Source organism: Georgenia daeguensis (assembly GCF_039537705.1).
Taxonomy (GTDB): Bacteria; Actinomycetota; Actinomycetes; order Actinomycetales; family Actinomycetaceae; genus Georgenia; species Georgenia daeguensis.
This window is the reverse complement of sequence record NZ_BAABBA010000031.1, coordinates 1-22398: the sequence shown is the minus strand read 5'-3', so window position 1 is coordinate 22398 and position 22398 is coordinate 1. Positions and strand designations below refer to the sequence as shown.

At 69.9% G+C, this 22398-nt stretch carries 24 protein-coding genes and 1 pseudogene; 13 read left to right on the top strand and 12 right to left on the bottom strand.

Annotation, left to right across the window (positions count from 1 at the left end; translation table 11 throughout):
• Positions 1-143: 143 nt before the first annotated feature.
• Entirely contained in the window at positions 144-1304 is a 1161-nt protein-coding gene (locus ABD774_RS19535) for a heparan-alpha-glucosaminide N-acetyltransferase domain-containing protein (RefSeq protein WP_345045016.1), read from the top strand.
• 101 nt (positions 1305-1405) lie between these two features.
• Here ABD774_RS19535 and ABD774_RS19530 read toward each other — a convergent pair whose 3' ends face one another.
• From ABD774_RS19530 to ABD774_RS19475, 12 genes are all read right to left on the bottom strand, one after another.
• Positions 1406-2647, bottom strand: coding sequence for an Nramp family divalent metal transporter (locus tag ABD774_RS19530; RefSeq protein WP_345045014.1), 1242 nt, complete (start codon positions 2645-2647; stop codon positions 1406-1408).
• 263 nt (positions 2648-2910) lie between these two features.
• Positions 2911-3486, bottom strand: coding sequence for a winged helix-turn-helix domain-containing protein (locus ABD774_RS19525; RefSeq protein ID WP_345045012.1), 576 nt, complete (start codon positions 3484-3486; stop codon positions 2911-2913).
• A gap of 137 nt (positions 3487-3623) precedes the next feature.
• Positions 3624-4106, bottom strand: a complete 483-nt coding sequence (locus ABD774_RS19520) for a hypothetical protein (protein WP_345045009.1) — start codon at positions 4104-4106, stop codon at positions 3624-3626.
• Between the two features lie 466 nt (positions 4107-4572).
• Positions 4573-4920: a hypothetical protein gene (locus ABD774_RS19515; RefSeq protein ID WP_345045007.1), complete on the bottom strand. Its 348-nt coding sequence runs from the start codon at positions 4918-4920 to the stop codon at positions 4573-4575.
• 358 nt (positions 4921-5278) lie between these two features.
• Positions 5279-5923 carry a TetR/AcrR family transcriptional regulator gene (locus ABD774_RS19510; RefSeq protein ID WP_345045004.1) on the bottom strand — a complete coding sequence of 215 codons (645 nt, stop codon included), beginning with the start codon at positions 5921-5923 and terminating at the stop codon, positions 5279-5281.
• Positions 5924-6268: 345 nt separating this feature from the next.
• Complete coding sequence (locus tag ABD774_RS19505; RefSeq protein ID WP_106298884.1) at positions 6269-7762, bottom strand: multicopper oxidase family protein; 1494 nt, start codon at positions 7760-7762, stop codon at positions 6269-6271.
• A gap of 3 nt (positions 7763-7765) precedes the next feature.
• The gene (locus ABD774_RS19500) at positions 7766-8107 is read right to left on the bottom strand and encodes an SHOCT domain-containing protein (protein WP_342747583.1); all 342 of its coding nucleotides are present in this window, start codon (positions 8105-8107) and stop codon (positions 7766-7768) included.
• Between the two features lie 264 nt (positions 8108-8371).
• Positions 8372-8635, bottom strand: coding sequence for a metal-sensitive transcriptional regulator (locus ABD774_RS19495; protein WP_106298885.1), 264 nt, complete (start codon positions 8633-8635; stop codon positions 8372-8374).
• A gap of 80 nt (positions 8636-8715) precedes the next feature.
• Positions 8716-9111, bottom strand: coding sequence for a DUF302 domain-containing protein (locus ABD774_RS19490; protein ID WP_106298886.1), 396 nt, complete (start codon positions 9109-9111; stop codon positions 8716-8718).
• 37 nt (positions 9112-9148) lie between these two features.
• The gene (trxA, locus tag ABD774_RS19485; RefSeq protein WP_106298887.1) at positions 9149-9520 is read right to left on the bottom strand and encodes a thioredoxin; all 372 of its coding nucleotides are present in this window, start codon (positions 9518-9520) and stop codon (positions 9149-9151) included.
• A gap of 101 nt (positions 9521-9621) precedes the next feature.
• A complete protein-coding gene (locus tag ABD774_RS19480; protein WP_345044996.1) occupies positions 9622-10338 on the bottom strand; it encodes a hypothetical protein in 717 nt (238 codons plus the stop codon).
• A gap of 257 nt (positions 10339-10595) precedes the next feature.
• Positions 10596-10967 carry a rhodanese-like domain-containing protein gene (locus ABD774_RS19475; protein ID WP_106298889.1) on the bottom strand — a complete coding sequence of 124 codons (372 nt, stop codon included), beginning with the start codon at positions 10965-10967 and terminating at the stop codon, positions 10596-10598.
• Positions 10968-11142: 175 nt separating this feature from the next.
• Here ABD774_RS19475 and ABD774_RS19470 point away from each other — a divergent pair, with 175 nt between their 5' ends.
• The 12 genes and pseudogenes from ABD774_RS19470 to ABD774_RS21875 form a co-directional block, all read left to right on the top strand.
• A complete protein-coding gene (locus ABD774_RS19470; protein ID WP_106298890.1) occupies positions 11143-11463 on the top strand; it encodes a rhodanese-like domain-containing protein in 321 nt (106 codons plus the stop codon).
• Positions 11464-11496: 33 nt separating this feature from the next.
• Positions 11497-12876, top strand: coding sequence for an MBL fold metallo-hydrolase (locus tag ABD774_RS19465; protein WP_345044993.1), 1380 nt, complete (start codon positions 11497-11499; stop codon positions 12874-12876).
• 91 nt (positions 12877-12967) lie between these two features.
• On the top strand, positions 12968-13819 hold the full coding sequence (locus tag ABD774_RS19460) for a sulfite exporter TauE/SafE family protein (RefSeq protein ID WP_345044992.1): 852 nt from the start codon (positions 12968-12970) through the stop codon (positions 13817-13819).
• Between the two features lie 27 nt (positions 13820-13846).
• Positions 13847-14980, top strand: a complete 1134-nt coding sequence (nicT, locus tag ABD774_RS19455; RefSeq protein WP_345044991.1) for a Nickel transporter NicT — start codon at positions 13847-13849, stop codon at positions 14978-14980.
• A gap of 89 nt (positions 14981-15069) precedes the next feature.
• Complete coding sequence (locus tag ABD774_RS19450; protein ID WP_167170304.1) at positions 15070-15327, top strand: SHOCT domain-containing protein; 258 nt, start codon at positions 15070-15072, stop codon at positions 15325-15327.
• The gene (locus tag ABD774_RS19445; RefSeq protein WP_345044989.1) at positions 15324-16097 is read left to right on the top strand and encodes a hypothetical protein; all 774 of its coding nucleotides are present in this window, start codon (positions 15324-15326) and stop codon (positions 16095-16097) included. The genes ABD774_RS19450 and ABD774_RS19445 overlap by 4 nt, the downstream gene beginning before the upstream one ends.
• Entirely contained in the window at positions 16094-16834 is a 741-nt protein-coding gene (locus ABD774_RS19440; RefSeq protein WP_345044987.1) for a response regulator transcription factor, read from the top strand. The genes ABD774_RS19445 and ABD774_RS19440 overlap by 4 nt, the downstream gene beginning before the upstream one ends.
• A complete protein-coding gene (locus ABD774_RS19435) occupies positions 16831-17955 on the top strand; it encodes a sensor histidine kinase (protein WP_345044985.1) in 1125 nt (374 codons plus the stop codon). Before ABD774_RS19440 ends, ABD774_RS19435 begins: the two co-directional genes overlap by 4 nt.
• A 352-nt stretch (positions 17956-18307) precedes the next feature.
• Positions 18308-20011 carry a Mu transposase C-terminal domain-containing protein gene (locus tag ABD774_RS19430; protein WP_345044983.1) on the top strand — a complete coding sequence of 568 codons (1704 nt, stop codon included), beginning with the start codon at positions 18308-18310 and terminating at the stop codon, positions 20009-20011.
• A complete protein-coding gene (locus ABD774_RS19425) occupies positions 20008-20940 on the top strand; it encodes a TniB family NTP-binding protein (RefSeq protein ID WP_425554614.1) in 933 nt (310 codons plus the stop codon). Before ABD774_RS19430 ends, ABD774_RS19425 begins: the two co-directional genes overlap by 4 nt.
• A complete protein-coding gene (locus ABD774_RS19420) occupies positions 20937-22208 on the top strand; it encodes a TniQ family protein (RefSeq protein ID WP_345044980.1) in 1272 nt (423 codons plus the stop codon). The genes ABD774_RS19425 and ABD774_RS19420 overlap by 4 nt, the downstream gene beginning before the upstream one ends.
• Positions 22209-22308: 100 nt before the next feature.
• Positions 22309-22398 (top strand): annotated as a pseudogene (locus ABD774_RS21875) (recombinase family protein); the annotation flags it as partial.

The window sequence follows — 22398 nt, the reverse complement described above, 5'->3', positions numbered from 1 at the left end:
CACCGCTCACCGGACACCCTTTCGCCGGGCCAAGACTCCACGACACCTACCCTCGCCCCATGGGTAGCACCGACGGCTCAGGGCGCGTCACGCACGGTCTGCCCACCAACCGCGTTCCACCGAGGGCAGCAGGGGCAGCGGGGGTGAGCCCTCCGGTCGACCGGGTCCTCCCGCCACGCCTGGTGGGTATCGACGTCGCACGCGGTCTGGCGGTCCTGGGCATGTTCGTCGCCCACCTCGGCGACGACGGGCCAGACGGCAGGCATGACCCGGAATGGTTCGTCATCGCGGACGGGCGCTCCTCCGCCCTCTTCGCGTTGCTCGCCGGGGTCTCCCTTGCCCTGACCAGCGGGCGGCAGGTCCTCCCCTCGGGTGTGGCGCTGATCCGGGCGCGCCTTGCAGCGTTCGTCCGTGCCGGGATCCTGCTGCTCCTCGGCGTCTTCCTCGTCGCCCTGGGCACACCGGTGCTCGTCATCCTGCCGGCGTACGCCGTCCTGTTCGCCCTCGCCGCCCCCTTCCTGGGGCTGCGTCGCAGGTGGGTGGTGGTGGGCGCGGTCACTGCCGCGGCGATCTCGCCCACAGTCATCTTCGCTCTCACCACCCCGACCGCCGACGGCCGGCCCAGCGCCCTCGCCCGCCTCACCAACCTGCCTGACCCGGTCCGGCTGCCCATGGACGAGTTCGTCACCGGGCCATACCCGGCCCTCGTCTTCCTCGCCTACGTCCTCCTCGGCATGGCCGTGGGCCACAGCGACCTGTCCCGCGTCCGGACCCACACCATCCTGGTGGGCGCCGGGACCGTCCTCGCGTGCCTCGCGTGGGGGACCTCGCGCCTCGCGCAGGACTCCCTCGGGCCCGACGCCGCGCCTCTGGCGAGGCGTCTGGTCAGTGCCGCGGCGCACGACAACTCCACCCTGGAGGTGATCGGGAACAGCGGCACCTCCCTGGCCCTCATCGGCCTGTGCCTCCTGGTGACCCGCCCGATGACCACACTTGGTCGGAACCTCGCCCGTGGGCTCGCCCCCGTGGCGGCTGCCGGGGCCATGCCGCTGACCGTGTACTCGCTGCAGATCCTCGCCATCTTTCTGCTCGGCAACGACGTGGTCTGGAACCCCCAGTCGAACGCAGTCCTGATCTGGTTCATCGCGACCGCCCTGATCGGGGCATGGTCGTGGCGACACTTCCTCGGCCGCGGGCCACTCGAACGCCTCCTCAAAACAGCCGTCGACACGGCCCTCCGCAGCAGTTCTCCCCCTCCACCCCCGAGCCCCCGCGAGCGGCGCCAGCAGACCGACCAACGATGACCACACCTCCCACCAGCCGCTCCGGCCTGTGTCCACCTACCAACAACCACGAGCGCCACGACTCCCGGCCCGTCTGGAGACGGCACCAGGGTGGGACTGGCTCAGGTACCGGTGAGCGTCAGGGCGATCAGCGCCAGATTCAGCATCGTGACCAGGAGCACGACCGCCGTCATCGCCCACCCGGTGACACGCCGGTTGACCGCGTGCCCCATCAGGTCCCGGTCACCGGTCAGCCTCAGCAGGGGCACCAGCGCGAACGGGATGCCGAAGCTGAGAATCACCTGACTGATCACCAGCGCCCATGTCGGGTCGGCCCCCAGCGCGAGCAACGCCAGGGCGGGGATCATCGTGATCAGACGGCGCAGCAGCAGCGGGATCTGCCGGTGGACGAGGCCCTGCATGATCGCCGCACCGGCATAGCACCCCACCGACGTCGAAGCCAGGCCGGACGCCAGCAGCCCGATCGCGAAGACGAGCCCGATCGCGGGCCCGAGATTCGACACAACTGCAGCATGTGCGCCCTCGATCGTGCCCGTCCCCGGGACACCCCGCAGGCTGGACGCCGCCAGGAGCAGCATCGCGATATTCACAGCACCCGCGACCCCGAGCGCCCCCAGCACATCCCACCGACTCGCGCGCACCAGGTGCACGTAGCCGTCACGCGCCGCGACGGACCCGTGCCGGTCCCGCGTCAGCGCGGAGTGGACGTAGATCGCGTGCGGCATGACCGTCGCACCGAGCATGCTCGTCGCCAGCAAGAGACTGTCCGTGCCGGCAAACCGAGGAACCAGCCCCGAGGCCACCTCGCCGGGGGCCGGCGGGTTCACCACGAGTCCGGCGACGAACCCGATCGTGATGACGCTAAGCAGTGCCACGACGACCGCTTCGAAGTGACGCTGCCCGAAATGGTTCTGGACCGCCAGGAGCACCATCGAGACGCAACCGACGATCACCCCACCGAGCAGCAGCGGGGTGCCGAACAGCAGGCGCAGGGCGATCGCCCCACCGATCACCTCGGCAAGGTCTGTCGCCGCCGCGACCACCTCGGCCTGCCCCCAGAACGCCAGCCGCGCCGGCCTGCGAAGCCGCTGCCCGACCAGTTCCGGCAACGTGCGCCCGGTGACCAGACCGAGCTTGGCGGACTGGTACTGCACCAGCACCGCCATCGCGTTGGCCACGACGAGCACCCACACCAGCAAGAACCCGTACCGGGCACCGGCGGTGAGATTTGCCGCGACGTTGCCAGGATCCACATAAGCGATCGCCGCCACGAATGCCGGTCCCAGCAGCGGCACAACTCTGCGCCGGCGCCCCGTCGTGCTCAACGTCCCCGCGGCGGCCACCCAGCACCTCCCCCGGAAAGTTCGGTAACCCGAACTTCGAGGTGACCAGTACAGCACACCAGCCCATGACAATCGCTCACATATATAGCGAACTCTGGTGCACGAACCCATCCGTGCATCGGTTCGTCACCTACGGGAGAGGGTGGATGCGCTCGATGCTCGTAGATACCCAGATGCGCCACTAAGAGCTGGGTCCGGGCGGGCCTGGCTTCATAGTCGGAAGCGTCGAGGGCACGACGCCGCGCTGTGTAGGCAGATTAGATTCAGGCAGCGTCGAAGGTGCTGAGACAGTATCCCTCTCCCTTGACTGTCAAGATGCTGATCTCCTCCAATGGCTCCAGCCTGCGACGCAACTTTGCGATGCAAACCTCGACCGCATTGGGATTGACCCCGCCTTCCCCCCAGACGTCCCTCAATAGTTCGGATTTGCTCACCGCACGTTCAGTACGGTCCGCCAGATAGGCCAGCACAGCCAGTTCCCGTGCCGTCACGCTCACATTCTTCTCACCCACCCACACCTGTCCACCGCGAAAATCCAACCGCAACGGCCCCACCTGCATCCCAGATGGTGACGCTTCGACGGGTGCGTTCTGCCGCGCTGTCACAGTCAACCGAACAGGTGAGAACGGCGCCAGCACATGCTGCTTAAGATGCTCGCTCGATACGAACCCGTCAGCCTGCCCGTCAACTGGGCCGGCACGGACCACGACAGCCACCTCCTCGCGGTCCGCGAGGCGCCGATACAACTCGCGCCAGGAACTGACAGCAAGCCGAATCTCAACGCGAATTCCGTTCTCGAGAAGTTCTTCGCTGCGACTCACTTCAAGACTCGAATCCATGAAACCTCCTAAGGATTGTCTCTTACACCCTGTAAGCCAACCGCAGTGCACTCGAGGGCGACCGCATGGGCCGCCCTCGAACGCGAATGTGCCGTAGCTACGTCCCGAGACCTTCGATTCGGGCTAGCAAGGTGGCGTCAGTCGTCATCGAACTTCTTGTGGTGCTTCCTCTCGTCATCGTGCTTCTTGTGATCGTGGTTGTCGTTCCTGTTGTGGCGGTGGTCGTTGTCCTTGTGATCGCGGTGATCGCGGTGGTCGTTGTCCCTGTGGTCGCGGTGATCGCGGTGGTCGTTGTCCCTGTGATCGCGGTGATGATCGCGGTGGTCGTTGTCCCTGTGGTCGCGGTGGTTGTGGCCGTTGTCGTCGTCATCGTCGTGGTGGTCGCGGTTGTGCCACTCGTCGTACCACTTGCCGTTGTCGTGCTTGTGCCACTCGTTGTCCCACTTGCCGTGGTGGCGCTTGTGGTCCTTGTCGTTGTGGTCGCCGTTGGGATGACCGAACGCCACAGCACTGTGGGCCGCGGTGGTCGACGCCGGGGCCGCGAACGCGGTACCGGTGGTGCCGACGATGCCCAGACCGATGACAGCGGCAGCCACGCTGCCGACGAGTTTGCGATGCATGGGAGTGTCCTCCTGGATTGTGGGTCATGCGGGCGATCACAACCCTGAAGTAGCACCCATGAACAGAGCCTGAACGAATCTGACGGACGTTTCAGTTACCTAACGAGGTAACCATCCTCGAAGAGTCAGCGGCTGGGACAGGGCTGTGTGCTGTACAGCGCGAATATGAAGCCGGTTCCCCCCTTTACGTGCCCGTGGCAGAACGGCGCTCCGGCGCTACGACAATCCATCGGCCCAGGGCAACCTCGCTGCGTACCCTTCTGCCAATGCACCGCCAGCCGAGACAGCCCTGGTTGGGCTGATCACAGCCTGCGCAGCACCGACGCCCCTGCTACCGCCGCACCATCAGGACCACCGTCGCGCCCTTCGTCGACCGCACCGCGCCAACCAACACGGTCGTCTTAGTGTCCGAGCACGGAGTGCGGCACGAGGAATCGTGGGCCGATGCGTACGGCGCCAACTGCAGCTAGCGGCTGCGGTCGTGCTCCTTGTCACGGCCACGGTCGCGGACGTTCTCGTGGTCGCGGTGGCTGCTGTAGCGGTCGCAGTTGTCCGCGAACTGACCCACGGCGTCGCGATAGGACTGGGCGCGCTTGTTATGCGTGCCGTCCGAGTCTTCCCAGGTCACGTGCCAGTGGTTGCGGTGCTTGTAGAAGTTGGCGTCCCAACAGTCGTTCTGGCTGTGCTCGCGGTCGTAGGAGCTATGGCTGGCAGGGACGGTGGCGGGGCTGGCTGCAGCCGCGGGAAATGCGCCGCTCATCATCGACAACCCCGCCGCTGCAGCTGAGAAGCGGCTGAGGATGGTGTGGCCCATGGGAACACCTTCACTGTGATCGCTACATGCGAACCCCGCCAGTGTGCTGCTCTCCCCTGAAAGGAGCCTGAAAGCATCTGCACCCCTTTCAGCAGGCCTGTCCAGGTGACTGCCGTACCCTCCGGTCGCTGCCCGGCGCCCGGTGGCGGCCTCCAGCCGTGCACTCAGACATCACGATCAGGACGAGCTCCAGTAGAGGGGACTAAAAAGCGCCCGCGCAGACGGACATCGCCCGGGCCCAGCCGTGCTGGCCGAAGTCGAGCACCGCCGCGCAGCTGCGGGGCTCGACTTCGGCCTGTCGTGGCGACCCGGCGGCCGTCGCCCATCCCCCTGTAGGTGCGGGGCGTTCGGCGGTTAGTTAGTCAATGGCGGTGCGTAGCGCCTTGTCGACCAGCGTCGTGACGTATCGCTCCAGGTCCGCCCCCAGTTCCTCGCGCGTCGCCCCGAGCGGTGCGATCACCAGGTGGAAGACCAGTGAGCCCTCGATCATGTCGAGCAGCTGGCCGCTGTCCGTGCCCTCCGGCAGCTCGCCGTCGATGACGGCCCGCAGGATGCGGGCCGCGATTGGGAGCGTGCCGCGAGTGATCGACTCTCTCCGGATCTCGTGGAAGTCCTCCGGGTGCGTGATCGCACCGGCAGCGATGTGGAGCATCGTCGGTCCGTGCGGGCCCAGCAGCAGGCGCCCTAGGGTGAGGCAGTACTCGATGAGGTACTCGCGCAGCGGCTGGCCGTCGTCGACGGGGTTTTCGCGCCGGGTCTCGAAGTAGCGAATCGCATCGAGGAGCAGGGCGCGCTTGGTCTTCCAGCGCAGGTAGATCGTGGACTTCCCGATCCCGGCGTGGGTGGCGACCGCGTCGAGGCTCAGGCCGGCCCAGCCGTGCTGGCCGAACAGCTCGAGGACCGCCGCGTAGCAGCGGGGCTCGACGTCGGTCTGCCGTGGACGGCCCGGCGCTCGTCCCGCCGACCGGTCGGTGATAGCGGCCTCCGTCGGCTGCATTGTCATGTCAGGGCCCCCTTGGTACTCACGCTGCCCCGAGTTTGCCGCTTACCCCAACTCCAGCCGGTTCGCCCTTCCGAGGTGGCGGATGCTCACCCGCGACTGGTCGCCCCGCACCGCCAGCCGCGCCGTGTCACTTATCCGCCGTGGATACCCTTTACGTGACATAGAATATGTTACGGGTTAAGTGACACGATCGGAGCCGACGGCCTGTGGCTTGCGCTCTTATGTGGCGGGGTTCTGTGGGTACACGGTGGCGGCTGAGTCGGTCACGGGGGCCATCAAACGTGCCGACGTAGTGGCAGCCCTGTCTTGTCGAGCGTTCTCGAGAATGGCCAGTGGGGCCGGGGGTCAGCCTGTCTCGACGGTGGCCATCATGCCGGCGTCTTCGTGGTCGAGGATGTGGCAGTGGTAGACGCTGCGGCCTGGGTGGCGGCTGAAGTCGACCAGGACACGGACCTGCCCTTGGGTGGGGACGTTGACGACGTCCCGCCAGGTGGGTTCGAGGACTGGTTCTCTGTCGGTCTCGATGAGCTGCATGGGCCAGACATGAAGGTGGAAGGGGTGGTCCATCGGGGTGGGGTTGGTGATGGTCCATTCCTCCACCGCACCGGCCGCGACCTGCTGGTCAACCCGGTCCGCGGCGAAGGCGCGACCGTCGAACCCGAGGTCCATCATCTCGCCCATCCCGCCGGGCCCCATCATCGCTCCGCCCATGGTCATGGTGAAGGCGATCTCCCGCCGCCGGTCCACGGGCCGCTCGCGCAGGTCGGGGTCAGCCGTGCGCTCGGGGACCGGGCGGGTAGTGCCGGTGTCCTGCCCGGTGACGGCGAGGGTGGCCAGGGTGACGGGCCCGGACATGCCTGCGCCCATCATGCCCATCCCGCCGCGGTCGTAGCCGAGCGTGCGCAGCTCGCTGGTCCCGTTTCGCATGGTCACGAGCAGGTCCGCGCGGTTGCCGGGGGCCAGCAACACCTCATCCACCGCCCGGGGTGCCGGTTCGTGACCGCCGTCGACGCCGAGCAGCTCCAGGTCCTGCCCGGGCTGGGCCAGGCGCAGGTAGCGGGAGGTGCAGGCGTTGATCACTCGCCACCGTTCCCGCTCACCGGGCCGGGCGGCCAGGCGCGGCTTGTGCTGACCGTTGACCAGGACCAGGTCTCCTTCGCGGCCCATCATCACTTCCTGCGCGGACACCGGTGCGATGGTCCCGTCGGTGGTCAGGGAGATGTCGGAGACGATGAGGCTGCGGTCCCGGCTGACCGGGACCTCGTCACCGGTGACGATGATGGCCCCGTACAGGCCCCCGAAGAGTTGGTCGGCCACCGTGCCGTGCCGGTGGGGGTGGTACCAGAACACCCCGGTGGGATGGTCCTCGGGCAGATCGATGCGGTAGTCGAAGCTCTCTCCGGGTGCGATGCTGATGAACGGGTTGTCCCCGTTGCCCTGCGGGGAGACCACCAGCCCGTGAGTGTGCATGTTGGTCGCGGTGTCGAGCTCGTTGCGCAGGCGAACCTCGAGCCGGTCCCCGGGCCGCACCTGCCAGGTTTGCCCCGGGAGGGTGCCGTTGTAGGTCAGGACCTGTGCCCGCCGCCCGGCGACCTCGGTCACCCGAGCTTCGGCCACGAGGTCCACGCGGAGCACGCCGTCCTGGCTTCGCAGCACCTCGGGTTCCAGCAGCTCACCGCCCGGGACGGCTTCCACGCGGGCTCCCTCCGACGTCGACGACCAGGTGGACGGGTTGGTCCAGGGCAGCCCGGTCCGGGACAGGCCCACCCCGCCGGCCGCGGCACCGAGCGCACCGAGAGCGCCGAGTTGGAGCGCCCGGCGACGCGTGATCGGTTCCACCCCTCAGCCCTCCCGGTCCCCGGCGAGGCGCCGGCGCCGTTCGTCGTACTCCGCGGCGTCGATCTCTCCCCGGGCGTACCGCTCATCAAGGGTTTCCCGGGCCGGGTTGCGGCCGGTCACCCTTGGGTCACGCGGCCGGCCACGATCGCCCCCGGCCAGGAGACGCATCAGCACTACCACCAGCACGACGATGCCGATCACAAGCAGGGCGAGGAACAACCAGCCCCAGCCCATCCCCGACCCCATCTGGTTCCAACCCACAATCCACCTCCACGGTGAGTCGTAGCGGTCGACACAAGCGGTGCCGTTGTCGGTCGGCGTGACGTACAAGAACGTGACGTACAAGAAAGCGTGTGATCCATCTGGTGACGCCGGTCAGGTCGACGGCGACGTCTTGGTGGTGGCCTTCCAGCTCGCGACAGACGGGCGCGCCCCGCGCAGGGTCTGCCTCTGCACGTCCTGCATCAGCTCACGACCGTCAGTGCCGTGAGCCGGGATGCGTTCCACCTCGATCGCGTTGGTCAGCGCACCGCCCGCGGTGGCCGCGCCGGTGAGGACGAGCAGCTTGAGACGGGCCGAGCTGCGCTGCGCTGGCGCGCGGCGCTCCGGTCAGGCCAGTGAGAGGAAGAGTTTCTGCAGCTTCTGCACATCGAGGGTGTCTTGGCCGTCGGACTCGAGCAGGCACTGCTTCATGCCCGAGGCGATGATCGCGAACCCGGCGCGGTCTAGGGCCTTGGAGACGGCGGAGAGCTGGGTGACGACGTCCTCGCAGTCCCGGCCCTCCTCAATCATGCGCACGACGCCGGCGAGCTGGCCCTGGGCGCGCTTGAGCCGGTTGACGACCTTGCCCATCTCGCTGGGGTCGAGCTCCATGACCGTGCCTCCCTCGTGCTGGTTCAGCCAATTTACCCCGCCGGGTATCGAGCCAGGTCGTGCCCACGGTGTGGTTGTCGTCATGCCCGCTGGAGGGCGGACAGGGCCGTGCGCAGCCGGCCGGCAGCCTCGTCTGCCACGGCGCCGAGCTGGTCGTTGTGGGTGACCCCGACCATGATCTGCGGGTCGAGGGCCTCGACGACGGTGCGGTGCGGGCCGGCGGAGCGCACGACGACGTTGCAGGGCAGGAGCAGTCCGATGGACTCCTCGGCCTGCAGGGCGCGGTGGGCCAGGGGTGGGTTGCAGGCGCCGAGGATGACCTGCGGGGGGATGTCGACGTCGAGCTTGTTCTTCAGTGTCGTGGCCATGTCGATCTCGGTCAGGATGCCGAAGCCCTGCCCGGCCAAAGCGTCGCGGACCGCGGTGACGGTCTGGTCGAACGGCTGGTCGACGGTGGTGGTGATGCTGTAGCTCATGGTTGCTCTCCGTTTCTCGGGTCGGACCTGACCGATGTCAGGCGGACTGCTTTTCCTGCTCCGCCAGCTGCGCGCGGACCTGGTCCATGTCCAGGTCGCGCACGGCCGCGATGACCTGTTCGAGCGCCGCCGGGGGCAGCGCACCCGGCTGGGCGAAGACGCCGATGCCGTCGCGGAAGGCCATCAACGTCGGGATGGAGGTGATGCCGGCCTGGGCGGAAAGGGACTGCTCGGCCTCGGTGTCGACCTTGGCGAACACGATGTCGTCGTGGGCCTGGGAGGCCCGCTCGTAGACGGGGGCGAACATCCGGCACGGGCCGCACCAGGACGCCCACCAGTCGACCAGGACGATGCCGTCCCGGTGGATGGTCTCCATGAAGGCGTGGGCGGTGAGGTTGACGGTAGCCATGTGGCGAACTCCCTTGCGTAGGTCTCCGGAAGATACCCTCCGGGGTATACAACACTCGTGGGACGCCGATATTCCGGTCCGGGTGCCCGCACCGGCGCGGGTCAGCTGGCGCAGCTGGCGTCGGTCTGGGTGAGGCGCTGGAGAAGCCCGAACCCCACCGCGGCGAGGGCTGCGGCGGCCATGGACGGCTGGTGCGGCGCCGCCTGGAGGAACCAGGCGGCCGCCAGGACCGTCATCGCCGCCATGGCCGCGCACGGGGAGCACCCGAGGTCCGGTCGGCGGCCCTTCCCGGGGCCGGGCAGGTAGGTCGCCAGCGTCGCGGCCGCAGCGACCGCCACGAGGGCGACGAGCACGGTCCACAGCGCAGCGGCGGGGAAGCCGCCGCCCGCGGCGACCAGCACGGCGAAGAGTGCGGGTGTGAGCACCGCCGTGGCGGTGACGCGGCGGCGGGGCCAGCGCCCGCCGCCGAGCCGGCCTGCCGCGGCGGAACCGACAAGGACTCGCGACGCCGGTCCGGTGGCCCGCTCACCGGCTGCGGCCGGGGCCAGCAGGACGTCGAGACCGTCACGGCCGCCCTCGAGGTAGGCCCGCCAGGCCGCGCCGGTGGTCCCTGCGCCTGCCTGCCCGACCCAACGGGCGCGCACGACCCTGATCCGGTCGGCCGGGTCGGCTCCCGGCTCGGCCGCGGTGAGCGCGCGTCGGGCCTGGGCCAGGGCGGCGATGGCACCCTCGTGGTACTTCGCCACGGAGCACGCCGAGCCGTCGCGGGAGAGCGTGCACAGGGACTGGTTCCCGGCCGTCTCGGTCAGTCGGGTCATCGCCTCGCGCTGGAGCGCCTCCGCCCGGGCGGCGTGGGCGGGCCCGGTGTCGGCGGGCCCGGTGTCGGTCGTCGGTCTGCAGGGCGCGGTCACTGGCAGGTGCACCGCTGGGCCGGGTCGAGACCGGACAGGACGGCGTCGACGTGCATGCCGCAGCCGGTCCAGGTTGTCTTGCCGCAGGTGGTGCAACGTGCGGGACTGCACATGGGTCATCTCCGGGGGTGGTCGTGCGTGTCGGGGCTCGTCGGTCGGCGTGCTCAGCGGCGGACGGCGCCGCCGGCGCGCTGCCAGGCGCCCATGCCGCCGGCAACGCTGGCGGCCTCGAAGCCGAGGTCGCGCAGCCGCTTCGCGGCGGTGCGTGAGCGCATGCCGCTCGCGCACACGACCACGACGGGGCCGTCCTTGGGTAGGCGCTGCGGGGCCTTGTCGAGCTGGCCGAGGGGGAGGTGGACAGCCTGGGGGGCGTGCCCGGTGCGCCACTCGTGGTGCTCGCGCACGTCGAGCAGGGCCGCGCCGTCACGGACCAGCTCGACCGCGCGCGCCGCGCTGACCGTCGAGCCGAGCCGCCCGTCGTCCGCGCCGCGGCCGAACAAGGCGCGCAGCCGGGTCACAAGGGTGGTGGTGGTCATGGGTGAACTCCTCTCAACCGGCACTATACCCCCGGGGGTATGATGGTGTCATGTGGCGGCGCGGCGAGCCGCGGCCTCGAGGGTCGTTGCCGGGCGGGGAATGCGGTCGGCGGGTGGCGCGTTATAGACTCCCGAACCTATACCCCCAGGGGTATCTTCTCAGGAAGGAAAGACCATGACTGAGGTCTCCATCGACCAGTTCGCCGCCGCGAAGGCGGACGGCGCGTTCGTCATCGACGTGCGCGAGCCGTTCGAGTACGTGCAGGGTCACGTCCCCGGTGCCGAGCTGCTCCCGCTGGGCGAGGTCGCGGAGCGGACCGCCGCTCTACCGACGAACCAGCCCGTATACGTCATCTGCGCCAGCGGTAACCGCAGCCGGCGCGCCACCGACCACCTGCGCGGTGCGGGCTTCGAGGCCTACTCGGTCCGCGGCGGAACCCAGGACTGGATCAGCGCCGGCAACACCGTCGTGACCGGCCCGCACGCCGCGGCGTGACCGCCACCTCACCCCCCTGAAAGGACCACCTTGATGGCCACCACGATTATCTCGATCGAGACCCCGTCCCTCGGCGACCGCAGCTACCTCGTCCACGACGGCGAGGTCGCCTTCGTCGTCGACCCCCAGCGCGACATCGACCGCGTCCTGGACGCCGCCGAGAAGGCGGGCGTGCGGATCACGCACGTCTTCGAGACCCACATCCACAACGACTACGTCACCGGCGGCTACGCCCTCGCCCAGCAGACCGGCGCGCGCTACTACGTCAACGCCGAGGACGAGGTCTCCTTCGAGCGCACCCAGATCCGCGACGGCCAGGTCGTCGAGGTCAGTCCCGCCCTGCGGGTGCGCGCCATGCACACCCCGGGCCACACCTTCACGCACCTGTCCTACGTGCTCGAGGGCGCCGAGCCCGCGGTGTTCTCCGGCGGGTCGTTGCTGTTCGGCTCCACCGGTCGGCCCGACCTGCTCGGCGAGGCCCACACCCACGACCTCGCCCGCCACCAGTACAGCTCCGCCCGCAGGCTCGCGGCCGAGCTGAGCGAGGACACCAAGGTCATGCCCACCCACGGCTTCGGCTCCTTCTGCGCCGCCACCTCCGCCGGCGGGAACACCACCGCCTCCACGATCGGCCAGGAGCGGCTGATCAACCCGGTGCTGAGCCAGGACGAGGGGGACTACGTCGCCGACACCCTCGCCGGCCTCGACGACTACCCCGCCTACTACGTGCACATGGGCCCGGCCAACGCCGTCGGCCCGAGCGCCTCGGACCTGTCCGAGCCCGAGCGGGCCGACAAGGACCAGCTCCGCCGCCGGCTCGCGGCCGGGGAGTGGCTGGTGGACCTGCGCACCCGCACCGCCTTCGCCGCCGGCCACGTGCCGGGCACGTTCAACTTCGGGCTGGACGGGCAGTTCGCCACCTATCTCGGCTGGCTGATCCCGTGGGGCACCCCGGTCACCCTGCTCGGGGAGTCCCGGGAGCAGGTCGCCGAGGCCCAGCGCGAGCTGACCCGGATCGGGATCGACCGCCCCGCCGCGGCCGCGACCGGCCGCCCGCAGGAGTGGACCGACGCCCCGCTCGCCACCTTGCCGTCCGCGAGCTTCGCCGACCTCGCCCAGGTCCGCCACCACCGGCCCGTCACCGTCCTGGACGTGCGCCGGGGCAGCGAGTGGCGCGAGGCCCACATCGACGGCGCCGTGCACATCCCGATCCACGACATCGTCAAGCGCATGGACGAGGTGCCCGAGGGTGAGGTCTGGGTGCACTGCGCGTCCGGCTACCGCGCCTCCATCGCAGCCTCGCTGGTCGCGGCCACCGGCCGCCGCGTGGTCGTGGTCGACGACAGCTTCGACCGCTCCGCCCGGACCGCCGGCCTGCCCATCGTCACCGAGGCGACCCCGGCCTCCGCCTGACCGTGAGTGGGCTGCGGCCCCGCTTGTCACGGCAACCACCCCGGCACGCTCCGCGGTGCACGCACCACCGGGCGGGCACCTGGTGGGTCGCGTGCCCTCGAACCTCGGGAAGGACCCCCGGTCCGTGCTTGCCCTGACCCTGCCGATCGGCCTCGTCGTCGGCATCACCCTCGGCGCCCTCGGCGGCGGGGGATCCATCCTGACCGTCCCGGTCCTGGTCTACCTCCTCGGGCTCGACCCCCGGTCTGCGACGACCGGCTCGCTCGTCATCGTCGGCGTCACGACGCTGATCGGGATGCTCCCGCACCTGCGCGCCCGCCGGGTGCGCCTGGGGCAGGGCGTCGTCTTCGGCCTCCTCGGCCTGGGCGGGGCCTTCGTCGGCTCACTGCTGTCGACGGCGGTGCCCCAGAACGTCCTGCTCGCCGCCTTCGCGGGCCTCATGCTCGTCGTCGCCGCGGTGATGACCCGGCGCCGGTGGGCCGCCGCCCGCAACCAGGCCGCCGGCCACGGCCAGGTCGAGGCCCGGACCACCCCGGTGGTCTCCCTGCGCCCGTTCCGCTGCGACTGCCACGCCCTCGGCGTCCTGCTCCTGACGGCCACCGCCGTCGGGCTGCTGACCGGATTCTTCGGCGTGGGCGGCGGCTTCGCCGTCGTGCCCGCCCTCGTGCTGGCCATGCGGCTGCCCATGCCCGTGGCCGTCGGCACCTCCCTGGTGGTCATCACCATCAACAGCGCCAGTTCGCTGCTCTCCCGCCTCGGCCAGGACGTCACCCTCGACTGGGCCCTCATCGGCTCGTTCACCGCCGCGTCGGTGATCGGCAGCTTGATCGGCGCCCGGATCACCGCGAAGGTGAGCCCGGCTCGGCTCAACCTCGCCTTCACCGTGTTGCTGGTGGTCGTGGCGCTCTACACCGCGGCCCGCAGCATCCCGCAGTTCCTCTGACCCCGCTCCGGCCCCGAGGACCGTCACATGTCACAGATCGCGTCCGTCATCTCCCGCACGTCCCGGCCACGCCGGTGGGGCGATGCCGAGCAGCGCTCGATCGCCGGCATGGCAGCGGTGGTGCTGCTGCTCAACCTCGTCGGCTGGGGGGTTCTGCTCCTCGCCGTTGCGCCGCAGCGGCTGACCGTCGGCAGCGCCGGTGTGTTCGGCATCGGGCTGGGCGTGACCGCGTTCCTGCTCGGTGTGCGGCACGCCTTCGACGCCGACCACATCGCCGCCATCGACAACACCACCCGCAAGCTCATCGGCGAGAACCGGCCGGCGCTGAGCGTCGGGTTCTGGTTCTCCCTCGGCCACTCCAGCGTCGTCTTCGGCCTGGCCCTGCTGCTCGCCCTGGGCCTGCGGGCCGTCGCCGGCCCGGTCACGGACTCCGGCTCGGCGCTGCAGCAGACTCTCGGTACGGTCGGCTCGATCGCCGCCGGCACCTTCCTCATCCTCATCGGCCTTCTCAACCTCGGCTCCGTGAGGGGCATCGTGCGGGTGTTCCGCGAGATGCGCGGCGCCCCGCTCAACGACGCCGAGCTAGAACGGCACCTGAACAACCGCGGCCTGCTCGCCCGCCTGCTGGGCCGGTTCACGCGCCGCGTGACCAGGCCCTGGCACATGTACCCCGTGGGGCTGCTCATGGGCCTCGGGTTCGACACCGCCACCCAGGTCGCCCTGCTCGTCCTCGCCGGCGGTACCGTCGCCCTGACCCTGCCCTGGTACGCCATCCTCGTCCTGCCGGTGCTCTTCGCCGCCGGGATGAGCCTGTTCGACGCCGCCGACGGCGTCCTCATGGCACGCGCCTACCGGTGGGCCTTCCTGGCCCCGGTGCGGAAGGTCTACTACAACCTCACCGTCACGGTCCTGTCGGTCATCGCCGCCCTGGGCATCGGCGCCACCGTGCTGCTCCAGCTCCTCGCCGAGCACCTCCAACTCACCGGCGGGCTGCTCGGCTGGGTTGCCGGGCTCGACATGGGCAACGTCGGCTACGCCCTCGTCGCCCTGTTCGTCGGCGCGTGGCTGATCAGTCTCGTCGTCTGGCGCCTGGGCCGGGTCGAGCAGCGCTGGCAGGGGGCCAACATTGGGCCAATCGCCCGGTCGACGCGGTCTCCTTGATGTGGTCTTGATGTTCGGCGAACGGTCCCTTCATCTGCGTGCGCGACCGTTGCTCCCAAGTTGGAAAGCACTCACGGAAGGACACGAAGATGATGGGTTGGGGATGGGGAATGGGCGCCGGCGGCTGGATCGCCATGGTGATCTTCTGGGTAGCGGTACTCGCGCTGATCATCTGGGCGGTCATGCGGGTGTTCCCGGCCGGTGGTGGCCGGGGCTCCGCGCCGCGGGCCGAGACCCCGCAGGAGATCCTGGACCGGCGGTTCGCCTCCGGTGAGATCGACTCCGAGACCTACCGCGCCATGCGCGCCGCGCTGGACTCCGGCCGGGTGGATCGGGAACTGTCATGAGGCGTGCGATCTCACGGTTCCTGGTGCCCGCCGTGGCCGTGGTCGGTGCCCTTGGCTCGGGCGCCTGGCTGGTAACCCAGGAGATCCCGGCCTGGGCGTCGCCGATCCCATGGGCGACGCTCAACGCTCAGAACGGTCCGGACCGGATTGGCTCGGGCCCGGGGATGATGGGCGCCGTGGGCACGGGAATGACGGACGGCACCGGGATGGGCGGCAACGGCACCGGGATGATGGGCAGCGCCGGCACGGGAATGATGGGCAGCGCCGGCACGGGAATGATGGGCTGGGTCGGCGGCAACGCCGGCCCGGTGGCTGACCTGGATGGCGCCCGTGAACAGGCCGCCGGCTTCGCCCGGTTCCTGGGCGGTGATCTCCGTGTCGGTGAGGTGATGCGGTTCTCGAACCACTACTACGCCCAGATCCTGAACCCCGAGGGGTCGAGGGTCACCGAGGTGTTGGTGGATCCCGGCACCGGCCGCGTCCAGGTGGAGTTCGGCCCGGCCATGATGTGGAACTCCCGCTACGGGATGGCCGCCGCCGCTTCCGGCACGCCGGAGGTGGCCCCCGAGGAGGCCCGTGCCGCGGCGGAGCGCGCGCGGGGAGGGGACGGGACCACCGTCGGGCCTGCGGAGGAGTTCCCGGGCTACTACACCCTCCACACGCTCCAGGACGGCGAGATCGAGGGCATGGTGTCGGTCAACGCGGCCACCGGCGCGGTGTGGTCCCACGGCTGGCACGGCAGCTTCGTTGAGATGTCGGAGGACGGGTGAGTCTCGGTTCGGGCACGGCACAGCCCGCGGGCCGTGGCGGCACGCCGCCGCGGCCGCGGGTCCTCGTCGTGGAGGACGAGCCCGCCATCGCGCGGGTGGTCGCCGGCTACCTCGAACGGGAGGGTTTCGAGGTAGCCGTCGCCGGCGAGGGGCACGCCGCGCTGGACCTCGCGCGGGACCGGGAGCCCGACGTCGTCGTGCTGGACCTGATGCTCCCGGGCATCGACGGACTGGAGGTGTGCCGGCGGCTGCGGACGTTCTCCGACGCCTACGTCATCATGCTGACCGCCCGCACCGAGGAGCTCGACCGGGTGATCGGGCTCTCCACGGGGGCGGACGACTACGTCACAAAGCCGTTCTCGGCCCCGGAGCTGGTGGCGCGGGTGCGTGCGATGCTCCGGCGCCCACGCGCCGGCACGGCCAGGGATGAGCCGGTGCGCCGGGTCGGGGACCTCACCATCGACCCGGTGACCCGTGAGGCCCTCCGCGGCGGTCAGCGCCTGGAGCTGACGCGTACCGAATTCGACCTGCTCGACGTCCTGACCGAGCGTCCCGGGCACGTGCTCAGCCGGGATCAGATCTTCGAACAGGTCTGGGGCGGGCAGTGGTTCGGCGACCGCCACGTCGTGGACGTCCACGTGGCGAACTTGCGGCGCAAGCTCGGCGACGACGCCCAGTCTCCCCGCTACATCCGCACCGTACGCGGCTTCGGCTACGGCATGGGAGCCGGCACATGACCCGCCGGCCCGTGGGCCTCGGGCCGCGCCTCTTCCTGGCCCAGGGCCTCGTCGTCGTGGCAGGTGCGCTGACCCTCCTGGGCGTCACCCTGATGCTCGCCCCCGGGCTGTTCGAGGACCACCTGAGCCAGATGCCCGAGCCGGTCGACGCCGCCTCTGAGCGGCACATCATCGCGGCCTTCCTCGGGGCCACGGGGACCTCCCTCGCCGTGGCCGTGCTCGCTTCCCTGGTCACTGTGCTGGCCGTGAGCTGGTTCGTGACACGGCGGGTCGTCCGACCGATCCAGACCATGGCCGGCGCGGCAGACCGCATCGCCGGCGGAGACTACACCGCCCGGGTGAGCGTCAGGGGCACCGGCCCGGAGCTGAAGGCCCTGGGCAAGGCGCTGGACCAGACGGCGCACGACCTCGCCGTCACCGAGCGCACTCGCGCTGAGATGCTCCGCGACGTCGCACACGAACTACGCACACCGCTGACGGCGTTGCGCGGATACATCGACGCCCTCGCCGACGGCGTGCTGCAGCTCGACGCCGACGCGGTCCGCACCCTGCACGCTGAGCTGGCGCGCGTCGAACGGCTCGTGGACGACCTCGCCACCGTCTCCCGAGCCGAGGAACGCCGGCTCGACCTGCACCTGCGAGCCATGGCCCCCGCGCAGCTGGTGGATGCCGCCGTGGAGGCTGCCCGGGCGGCGTACGCCAGGGCCGGGGTGCGCCTGCGGACCGACGTGACCGCGGGCCTGCCTGACGTGCGCGTGGACCAGGACCGGATCCAGGAGGTGCTCACCAACCTGCTCGACAACGCCCTCCGGCACACCGCCGCACCTGGCGCCGTGACGCTCACCGGCCGCCGCAGCGGCGCTGGCGCTGTCGAACTCGCGGTGGCGGACACCGGCGACGGCCTGGCCCCCGAGCACCTCCGACGCGTCTTCGAGCGCTTCTACCGCGCCGACCCCGGCCGCTCCCGCCAGCACGGCGGCAGCGGCATCGGCCTGACCATCGCCCGAGCCCTAACCGAGGCCCACGGCGGACACATCAGGGCCACCAGCGACGGCCCCGGTCAGGGAGCCACCTTCACCGTCACTCTCCCGACGACACCGCCCACTGTGCCACCGCCTTGAGATCCCCAGGCAGCCTCAGAACGCAGTTCTTCGCCGAGGTTGGCGGACCGACACCGTCCCCCGGCGGAGATCGCGATCCGGGCGGGAATCGTTGATGACTCGCGGCGGAGTGCGGCGGCCGTCGCGGGTGGCTTGGCGAAGAACGCGTGGAGGCTCCAGGCGCGCGCCCGCACTATCGCGTCGTACCGTTAACGAACGTTTCCGCTACACCGCCGGGGTTCTGTCCGGCGGGTGTGAATGTCCGAAGTCGTCTGCACAGGTGACCTGCACGTTCGAGGCAGTGTGCACAGAAGTTTGATCGCCCGGCGTGTCCGTACCCGTGTGCACGATCGGCTTGTTATTCCATAGTGCTGTGCACGACGAAACGGTCGATGAGGACCGAATTCCTGAGCTTGGTCTACTGACCGTCCCCGAAGAGGTGTGGGCGCTGGCGGTGCGCCGGGCGGAGGTGATCGGCCCGCTGGCCGAGGCCGGGACGGCCGGTGCGGGGGCAGTGGAGGCGGCCGCCGAGCAGCTGGGCATCTCGCGTAGGCAGGTCTATGTCTTGCTGCGTCGGTGGCGCGAGGGACAAGGTGTGGTCTCCGATCTGCTCCCGGGTCGCTCCAGCGGTGGCCGCGGCGGTCAGCGGCTGTCGGCCGAGGTCGAGGCGGTCATTCGGGAGGTCCTGCGCAAGCACTACCTGACACGGCAGCGCAAGACGACCGCCGCGGTGCACCGCGAGATCACGCGGGTGTGCCGCACCCGCGGCCTGCCAGTGCCTTCACTCGGCGCGATTACGCGCCGCATCGCGGTCCTTGACCCACACGCCGAGACAACAGCGCGTCGGGGAGCAGACGCGGCCCGGGCGCTGGAGTCGGCCGGTGGGCAGGTGCCACCGGTGTCCGGGGTGCTGGAGCAGGTACAGATCGATCACACCGTGGTGGACCTGATCGTGGTCGATGAGCACCACCGTTTGCCGATCGGGCGGCCGTACGTGACGGTCGCGATCGACGTCTTCTCCCGGTGCATCGTGGGCCTGGTAATCACCCTGGAGGCACCCTCGGCGCTGTCGGTGGGGTTGTGCCTGGCGCACATGGTCACCGACAAGCGGGCCTGGCTGGAGCGCCTGGACATCGAGGGGGACTGGCCGATGGCCGGCAAGCCCGGCGAGCTGTACTTGGACAACGCGGCGGAGTTCAAGAGCGAGGCCCTGCGGCGGGGCTGTGAGCAGCACGGGATCACGCTGCGCTACCGGCCACCGGGACGCCCGCACTACGGCGGCATCATCGAGCGAGTCATCGGCACGCTGATGGAGATGGTCCACGAGCTGCCCGGCACGACGTTCTCCAACCCAGCCCAGCGCGGCAGCTACGACTCCGAGGCCAAGGCCGCCTTGACGGTCGCGGAGCTGGAGAAGTGGCTGGCCCTCGCGGTGGCGAGCTACCACGGCAAGATCCACGGCACGATCGCGCAGACGCCACAGGCAATCTGGGCCGCTGGCACGGCCCAGACGCCTGCGGTGACGGTGGCCAGTGAGACTGCGTTCTTGGTGGACTTCTTGCCGGTGATCCGCAGGACGCTGACGCGCACCGGGTTCGTCATCGACCACGTGCGCTATTTCAGCGACGCGCTCAAGCCGTGGATTGCCCGCCGCGGGCAGCTGGACCGGTTCGTGATCCGCCGCGATCCGCGCGACATCAGCCGTATCTGGGTGCTCGATCCCGAGGGCGGGTCCTACCTGACGGTGCCCTACCGAACGCTGTCCCATCCGGCGGTGAGTGTGTGGGAGCACCGCGCCGCGGTGGAGCGGCTCCGGGCGGAGGGCCGGGCGCAGGTCGATGAGGAGGCGCTGTTCCGGATGGTCGAGCAGATGCGCACCATTGCCGACACCGCCAAATCGACCACACGCAAGGCCCGCCGAGACGCTGAACGCCGCAGCAAAGCGGGTGCCGCAGGCCCACGGGACAAGCCCGCCGTGGCGGTCCCGCCCGAGGACATCCCGGCTGGTGACGCCGGCAGGGCCAATGCCACTGATGCGGGGTCCGTAGCGCCGTTCGAGGTGATCGAGCAGTGGTGAGCCAGGGCCAGGACCGGACAGTCGAGGACGTCGCGGATGGCGACCTTGGTCATCTGCACGCCAGTGCCGGGGCCGTGGCCCGGCTGCCGGCGGAGGAGCGGCTGCGGCACGTGCGCGCCGACCGGTGGATCGGCTACTCCCGCGCCACCGCGGCGCTGGAGCGACTGGAGACGCTGTACGAGTGGCCGGGCAAGCAGCGCATGCCCAACCTGTTGCTGATCGGTCCGACGAACAACGGTAAGTCGATGATCATCGAGAAGTTCCGCCGCCTCCACCCGGCCACGTCCCACGCCGATCGTGAGCAGATGCCGGTGCTCGCGGTGCAGATGCCTTCAGAGCCCTCGGTGATCCGCTTCTACGTCGCGCTGCTGGCCGCGATGGGAGCACCGCTACGTCCGCGCCAGCGGCTGGCCGAGCTGGAGCAGGTCACCTTGGCGCTCCTGCGCGCGGCCGAGGTGCGGGTCCTGGTCATCGACGAACTGCATAACCTCCTGGCCGGGCGCGGCGAGACCCGGCGCGAGTTCCTCAACCTCATCCGGTTCCTGGGCAACGAGCTGCGCATCCCGCTCGTGGGGGTCGGGACCCACGAGGCCTATCTGGCGATCCGGTCCGATGACCAGCTGGAGAACCGCTTCGAGCCGTTCACCCTGCCCCGCTGGGAATCGAACAAGGAGACCCGCACGCTGTTGGCCAGCTTCGCCGCCGCCTTCCCGCTACGCCGCCCCTCGACGATCGCCACTGAAGACATGGCCCGCTACCTGGTCTCCCGCAGTGAGGGCACCATCGGAGAGCTCACCCACCTGCTCACCGACGCCGCGGTGGCAGCGATCGAGTCCGGCGAGGAGGCGATCAACCAACGGACCTTGCTCATGGCGCCCTACGTCGGCCCCACCGAACGGCGCCGCATGTTCGAACGCGAGCTGGCATGACCGCTCGCTGGCCCCTGCACCCACCGCCAAGTGAGGGCGAGGCGCTGACGTCCTGGCTCAGCCGCCTGGCCGAGCCCTACAGCATGAGCGTCGAGGAACTCATCCGGCACAACCTCGCCCCACCGGACCTCGACCTTCTCGACGACCACACCAGCGCCCTGGACCTGAACCCACCCTCAGGGGTGCTTCCTACGCTGGCCGCCCGAACCGGCGTACCGATGGACCAGCTGCGCCACATGACGATCGCCGGGCAGGCGCCCTGGCTCCTGGACACCCTCGACCGCGAGCCGGTGCCCGGGGCAGCGTTCGATACCTACGTCCACCAGGACTCGGTGCTCCTGACCGCCAAGGAACGGCCCCGGCGGCAGGTTCCAGGCTGGCGTGCCTGGTTGCCGACCGACCCCAAGCGCGGGGCGCTGCGCCGAGCCTGCCCGACCTGCCAGAGCACCGCCGCGGCTGGCACCTTCGGATTCACCCTGATCTCCCAGCTGCCGCTCACGCTCAGCTGCCCGCACCACGGCTGCCACCTCGACCCCGCCTTCGGCGGCATTGGCACCTTCGTCGCCTGGGAGAAGCAGGACACCGGCGCCCGCCCGGCACCGGCTGCGGTCGTCGCCATGGACGCACGCACCCACCAGGCCCTGCGCACCGGCACGGTGACCTTGCCGCGCCGGTCCGTGCACGTGGGCGTGTGGTGTCGGCTGCTGCGCACTCTCATCGACGAGCTCTCCGGCCCCGTCTCGGCGCTGCGCACCCGCTCCCACCGAAGCGTCCGGCACATCTGGCACACCGCCGGTCACCCCGTCCGCGCCGGCATGGTCGCTCCCTGGCGTCCCTACGAAGCGTTGCCCTGGCGCAAGCAGCAGATGCTCCTCGAAGCCGCTGCCGCCGCCCTTGACCTCATCGAGACCGGCGAGATCACCGCCCACGGCACCCTCGCGTCTCTGCTGACTCCAGAGCCTCACCGTCCCGTCTCCGACGGCACCCCATCAGATCGTCACTACTGGCAGCAGGCCGAGGACGCGATCAACGCCGCAGTGGCCCTTGCCCAGCATGATCCCGCCCCGGCCCGGCAACTGCTGGCCACCCTCACCGCCCTGACTCGCAGCGAGGTGACCTTCCAACGCATTCGCGATGACCTGATCGTCCTCGGCATCCCGGACGACCACCTCCCACGGACGCTGGCAGAGCAGCGTGCACGCCAGACGCCGGCCGGGTCGACAACGACTGTCACATCTTGCGGAGTTGGGACCCTTCGTAGGACATAGAATAGGTCACGGGTTAAGTGACATAGACGCCGTGGGCAGCCGTTCCGCTGCGGACTGTCACGCAATCGGTCGAATAAGTGACAGACGAATGGAGAGCATGATGCTCGTCGGGTACATGCGGGTCTCAAAGGCCGACGGGTCCCAGACCACCGACCTGCAACGCGACGCCCTCCGCGCGGCCGGTGTCGAC